At 70.8% G+C, this 5,890-nt stretch carries 6 protein-coding genes; 4 read left to right on the top strand and 2 right to left on the bottom strand.

Annotation, left to right across the window (positions count from 1 at the left end; translation table 11 throughout):
- Nucleotides 1-209: 209 nt before the first annotated feature.
- The 3 genes from ADL12_RS19045 to ADL12_RS19035 all read left to right on the top strand — a co-directional run bounded on the left by ADL12_RS19045 (nt 210) and on the right by ADL12_RS19035 (nt 3,581).
- Nucleotides 210-620 carry a VOC family protein gene (locus ADL12_RS19045; protein WP_062703870.1) on the top strand — a complete coding sequence of 137 codons (411 nt, stop codon included), beginning with the start codon at nt 210-212 and terminating at the stop codon, nt 618-620.
- Nucleotides 621-623: 3 nt separating this feature from the next.
- A complete protein-coding gene (locus tag ADL12_RS19040; RefSeq protein ID WP_062703869.1) occupies nt 624-2,987 on the top strand; it encodes an ATP-binding cassette domain-containing protein in 2,364 nt (787 codons plus the stop codon).
- Between the two features lie 180 nt (nt 2,988-3,167).
- Nucleotides 3,168-3,581 carry a helix-turn-helix transcriptional regulator gene (locus ADL12_RS19035; protein WP_208614566.1) on the top strand — a complete coding sequence of 138 codons (414 nt, stop codon included), beginning with the start codon at nt 3,168-3,170 and terminating at the stop codon, nt 3,579-3,581.
- Between the two features lie 80 nt (nt 3,582-3,661).
- Here ADL12_RS19035 and ADL12_RS19030 read toward each other — a convergent pair whose 3' ends face one another.
- Together ADL12_RS19030 and ADL12_RS19025 are read right to left on the bottom strand one after the other, a co-directional pair.
- Complete coding sequence (locus ADL12_RS19030; RefSeq protein WP_062703867.1) at nt 3,662-4,606, bottom strand: hypothetical protein; 945 nt, start codon at nt 4,604-4,606, stop codon at nt 3,662-3,664.
- The gene (locus ADL12_RS19025; RefSeq protein WP_062703866.1) at nt 4,603-5,127 is read right to left on the bottom strand and encodes a SigE family RNA polymerase sigma factor; all 525 of its coding nucleotides are present in this window, start codon (nt 5,125-5,127) and stop codon (nt 4,603-4,605) included. The genes ADL12_RS19030 and ADL12_RS19025 overlap by 4 nt, the downstream gene beginning before the upstream one ends.
- Before the next feature lie 81 nt (nt 5,128-5,208).
- Here ADL12_RS19025 and ADL12_RS19020 point away from each other — a divergent pair, with 81 nt between their 5' ends.
- Nucleotides 5,209-5,673: a protein-tyrosine phosphatase family protein gene (locus ADL12_RS19020; protein ID WP_244187942.1), complete on the top strand. Its 465-nt coding sequence runs from the start codon at nt 5,209-5,211 to the stop codon at nt 5,671-5,673.
- Nucleotides 5,674-5,890: the final 217 nt, after the last annotated feature.

Genomic DNA, 5,890 nt, shown 5'->3' with positions numbered 1-5,890 from the left:
GCCCTGAACGGGCCTCGTCCTCAAACGCCGGACGGGCTGAAAAACTCAGCCCCTCCGGCGTTCGAGGAGCGGGGGTCCAGGGGGCAGAGCCCCCTGGGGATGGGACGGGTAGGGGCGGCGGGGGCGAAGAACGGCGGAACCGGCGGGGCCGCCCGTACAGGTCAGGAATCGAGAAGCGCCGCCCCCGAGCCGCGGCTAGCGTGACGGGCATGGACATCTCGATTCACGCCAGCTTTCTTCCGCACGACGACCCGGAGGCCTCCCTGGCCTTCTACCGCGACGCCCTCGGTTTTGAAGTCCGTACCGATGTCGGGCAGGGCAAGATGCGCTGGATCACCGTCGGCCCCGCCGGCCAGCCCGGCACGTCCATCCTCCTGGCCCCGCCCGCCGCCGACCCCGGCATCACCGAGGACGAGCGCCGCACCATCGCCGAGATGATGGCCAAGGGGACCTACGGCTGGATCCTGCTGGCCACCCCGAACGTCGACGACACCTTCGAGAAGGTGCAGGCGAGCGGCGCCGAGGTCGTCCAGGAACCGACCGACCAGCCGTACGGCATCCGCGACTGCGCGTTCCGGGACCCCGCGGGCAACCTGATCCGTATCCAGGAACGGGGCTGAGCGATGACCGAGCCGCACATTGCCGACAGCCATGATCTGATCCGGGTGCACGGAGCGCGTGAGAACAACCTCAAGGACGTCAGCATCGAGATCCCGAAGCGCCGGCTGACGGTTTTCACCGGCGTCTCCGGCTCGGGCAAGAGCTCGCTGGTGTTCGACACGATCGCCGCGGAGTCGCAGCGGCTGATCAACGAGACGTACAGCGCCTTCCTGCAGGGCTTCATGCCGAACCTGGCGCGGCCCGAGGTCGACGTACTGGACGGGCTGACCACCGCCATCACCGTCGATCAGCAGCGGATGGGGTCGGACCCGCGCTCCACCGTCGGCACCGCCACCGACGCCGCCGCCATGCTCCGCATCCTCTTCAGCCGGCTCGGCAAGCCGCACATCGGCCCGCCCGGCGCGTACTCCTTCAACGTCGCCTCGGTCTCGGCGAGCGGTGGGCTCACGGTGGACCGCGGCGCCGACAGGACCAAGACCGAGAAGGTGACCTTCAGCCGCACCGGCGGCATGTGCACGCACTGCGAGGGGCGGGGCACGGTCTCCGACATCGACCTCACCCAGCTCTTCGACGATGCGAAGTCGCTGTCCGAGGATCCGTTCACGATTCCCACCTACACGGGGGACGGGTGGGTCGTGCGGGTCATCGCCGAGTCCGGGTTCTTCGACAAGGAGAAGCCGATCCGGGAGTACAGCAAGAAGGAGCGGCACGACTTTCTCTACCGTGAGCCGACCAAGGTGAAGATCAACGGCGTCAACCTCACCTACGAGGGGCTGATCCCGAAGATCCAGAAGACGTTCCTCGCCAAGGACCGCGAGTCGATGCAGCCGCACATCCGGGCCTTCGTGGACCGGGCGGTCACCTTCACCGAGTGTCCGGAGTGCGACGGCACCCGGCTCAGCGAGCTGGCCCGCTCCTCGAAGATAGGCAAGGTCAACATCGCCGACGCCTGCTCGATGGAGATCCGTGACCTGGCGGAATGGGTCCGGGGGATCGAGGAGCCTTCGGTGGCGCCGCTGCTCGCCAAGCTCCAGCACACCCTCGACTCGTTCGTGGAGATCGGCCTCGGCTACCTCTCGCTCGACCGGGCCTCGGGCACGCTCTCCGGCGGCGAGGCGCAGCGCACCAAGATGATCCGCCACCTCGGGTCGTCGCTGACCGACGTCACGTACGTCTTCGACGAGCCCACCATCGGGCTGCACCCGCACGACATCCAGCGGATGAACAACCTGCTGCTGCGCCTGCGCGACAAGGGCAACACCGTGCTGGTCGTGGAGCACAAGCCGGAGACGATCGCCATCGCCGACCACGTCGTCGACCTCGGCCCCGGCGCCGGCACCGCGGGCGGCACCGTCTGCTTCGAGGGCACCCTGGAGGGGCTGCGGGCGAGTGACACCGTCACCGGGCGTCATCTCGGTGACCGGGCCGCGCTGAAGGAGACCGTCCGCAAGGCCACCGGCACGCTCGCGATCCGCGGGGCGACGGCCAACAACCTCCAGAACGTCGACGTCGACATCCCGCTCGGCGTGCTCTGCGTCGTCACCGGCGTCGCCGGCTCCGGCAAGAGCTCGCTCGTCCACGGTTCCATCCCGGCCCCGGAGGGCGTGGTCTCCGTCGACCAGACCGCGATCCGCGGCTCCAGGCGCAGCAACCCGGCGACGTACACCGGACTGCTCGACCCGATCCGCAAGGCGTTCGCCAAGGTCAACGGCGTGAAGCCAGCGTTGTTCAGCGCCAACTCCGAGGGCGCCTGCCCCACCTGCAACGGCGCCGGTGTCATCTACACCGACCTGGCGATCATGCAGAGCGTCGCCACCACCTGCGAGGAGTGCGAGGGCAAGCGGTTCGACGCCTCGGTCCTGGAGTACCACCTCGGCGGCCGGGACATCAGCGAAGTGCTCGCGATGTCGGTGACCGAGGCCGAGGAGTTCTTCCGCGCGGGCGAGGCGCGGATTCCCGCCGCGCACAAGATCGTCGAGCGGATGGCGGACGTCGGACTCGGCTACCTCACCCTCGGCCAGCCGCTGACCACGCTGTCCGGCGGTGAGCGGCAGCGGCTGAAGCTGGCCGTGCACATGGGCGACAAGGGCGGCGTGTACGTCCTCGACGAGCCGACCACCGGCCTCCACCTCGCCGACGTCGAGCAGCTGCTCGGCCTGCTGGACCGGCTCGTCGACTCCGGAAAGTCGGTGATCGTCATCGAGCACCACCAGGCGGTCATGGCGCACGCCGACTGGATCATCGACCTCGGCCCCGGCGCCGGCCACGACGGCGGCCGGATCGTCTTCGAGGGCACCCCCGCCGACCTCGTCGCCGAGCGCTGCACCCTCACCGGTGAGCACCTCGCGGCGTACGTCGGCGGCTGACCCGCGATGTGTCTCGCCTCGGCACCGGTGCTGGCCCTCCTCTCGTCCCGCTCCCGTCGGACGCGGGAGTGGACGAGGTGGGAGGCCGCCCGGGAAGATGCGGGTGTGGGATCCAGCCACTCGACACCGGAGGAACAGCGCCTGCGCACCCTCGTCGCGCTGCGCCGCGTCCGCGACCGGATGGACCGGGAGTACGCGCAGCCGCTGGACGTCGAGGCGCTCGCGCGCGGCGTGCACATGTCGGCCGGGCACCTCAGCCGCGAGTTCAAGACCGCCTACGGCGAGTCGCCGTACGGCTACCTGATGACGCGCCGCATCGAGCGCGCGATGGCGCTGCTGCGCCGGGGCGACCTCAGTGTCACCGAGGTCTGTTTCACGGTCGGCTGCTCATCGCTGGGCACCTTCAGCACGCGCTTCACCGAGCTGGTCGGCATGTCGCCCAGCGCGTACCGGCGCCAGGCGGCGGACGCGACTGCGGGGATGCCGTCGTGCGTGGCGAAACAGGTGACCAGGCCGCTCAGGAACCGGATGGCGCCCTTCAGTCTGGCGGCCGCGGTCAACGGAGCGGTGCCGGCCGGCGAGCCGCAGCCGTAGCAACGGCGGGGCCGGGGGCGCCGTCCCCTGTGCGGCGCCCCCGGCCCGTCGGTGCTGCGGATCCCTGATGTGGCTCGGTGCTACGGCAGGGTCCGCTCGTAGTACTTGTCCTCGTCGGAGTCGTAGACCAGCTTGCCGTCGGCGTCGTAGCCCTTGATGTGCGGCGCGACGGTGACCTGCTCGTTGAGCACGCCGGACGCCACGAACCAGCCGTGGTCCAGGCCGGCCTCGGCGCTGGAGTCGCCGTAGGAGACCGTCACCTTGGTCACCGACGACTTGACCGTGCCGATGATGCCCCAGCGGAACGGCAGCTTCCAGTTGCCCCGGTCGAGGAACGACTGCTGGTAGAGCTTGCCGTTGTTGGGGTCGACGAACACCGGGCCCTCGTCCGGAATGGCGTCGGCGTCGTTGCCGACTCTGGTGCTGAGGCCCTGGGCCTCGCCCTCCTTGATGTTGCAGATCAGCCGGATCTGCTGCGGCTTCTCGTTCACCGCGACGACGTACATGCCGTCGCCGGGCGTGTTGGAGTCGCCGGTGCTGCGCATGGCCAGCAGGATCCGGTAGTCCTCCGACGTGCCCAGGTCCGTGTCGCCCGCGAAGGATCCCGAGCGCTGGTAGGCCAGGCACTTCTCCAGCCCGTCCGCGGCCTGCTCGAAGGTGACCCCGTCGAGCAGCTGCCCCTTCGTGGCCGGCCGCGCGGGCCCACTCGGCGTCGGGGACGGGGCCGGCGACGGGGCCCGAGTCGCACTGACCGAGGGCGTCGGGGTGGTAGCCACGCCCCCGCCCGCACCCCCACCGCTCAGCGCATACGCGCCCACCGGCATCGCCGCCAGCGTCACCAGCACCGCCCCGGCCGCCGCCACCCGGCGCCGCCGCTCGACCATGCCCCGGCGCCGGATCGCCGGATACGGCGCCGGCGACGGGTGGATCGTGTACGCGCCCTCGGCGAGCAGTTCCCGCACCTGCTCCTCGAAGTCCGGCTCGCTCTGTGCTCCAGCTCCCTGTCGCTGCTCGTCGTCGTTCACCTGCTGCCTCCTAGCCCGGACGGCGTCATCCGAGCGAGCCCCGGATACGTACGCAACTTCGCCAGCCCTTTCGACGCCTGGCTCTTGACCGTGCCGATGGAGCAGCCGAGCACGTCGGCCACCTCCGCCTCGGACAGGTCCTCCCAATAGCGCATCACGACCACTGCCCGCTGTTTGGGCGGCAGTTGGGCGAGCGCGCCGAGCAGCGCGCCGCGCTCGTCCACGCCCGCATAGCCGGCCTCGCGCCCCGCCGTCTCCGGCGGCGCGGCGGTCAACGACTCGGCGACCCGCCGTTTGCGAAATCGGTCGCTGTTGCAGCTGACCAGCATGCGCCGGACGTACGCCTCCGGATTGTCGGCGCGTGCCACCCGCCGCCATGAGCGGTACGCCTTCGCCAGCGCCGTCTGCGTCAGGTCCTCGGCATGGTGCGCGTCGCCCGTGAGCAGATACGCGGTCCGCACCAGGTGGGACCACCGCGCCCTGACGAATTCCTGGAACTGGGCCTCTTGTTCGGCCTGCATCAAGCACCCTCCCTCGCCCTCCAGACCACCGATGCGGGGGATTCGGTTGCCCGGTGTGCGGGGCCGGGTTCGAATGGGCGTGTGGAGAGTGTGGCGGACAGCGACAAGCGGTGGGACGAGCGGGGACCGGGCGTGCTCCGGCTGCCCTCCGGGCGACTGATCCGGGGCCGGGGCCTGCGCCGCCCCCTCGACCCGGGGGCACAGACCCCTTCGTACGGCGTCTATCTCCTCGCCGAGCCACCCCCCGAAGTCCCCTGGGAATCCCACTGGATCCGCTGGCCCGACTTCCGCCTCCCGTCCGACCGCGCCACCGCCCGCACCGCCTTCGCCGAGGCCTGGGAGCGGGCCGCCGACGCACACGAACGGGTCGAGATCGCATGCGGCGGCGGCCGCGGCCGTACGGGGACGGCGCTGGCGTGTCTGGCAGTGCTGGACGGCGTACCGGCCGAGGAGGCCGTGGACTTCGTGCGGCGGGGCTACGACCGGCACGCCGTGGAGACGCCGTGGCAGCGGGGCTACGTGCGGCGCTTCAGCGGAGTCTCATGAGGAACCCCGGGGCTGCAGCGCCGGGAGGAATCGCGTCTGGTGAGGGCGGCGCGGAGCGTCGCGGCATCTGAGGGTTCGGGCGCGTAGCGCCCGTGGGGCAGTCTGGCGGAGCGGGGGGGGGGGGGGAAGCGGGGGGTTGTGGGGCCGGGACGAATCGCGTCGGGTGAGGGGGGCGCGGAGCCTCGGGGAATTTGAGGGGCCGGGCGCGTAGCGGCCG

The sequence above is a fragment of the Streptomyces regalis genome, assembly GCF_001509475.1.
Lineage (GTDB): Bacteria > Actinomycetota > Actinomycetes > Streptomycetales > Streptomycetaceae > Streptomyces > Streptomyces regalis.
This window is presented reverse-complemented; position numbering and strand designations above follow the sequence as displayed.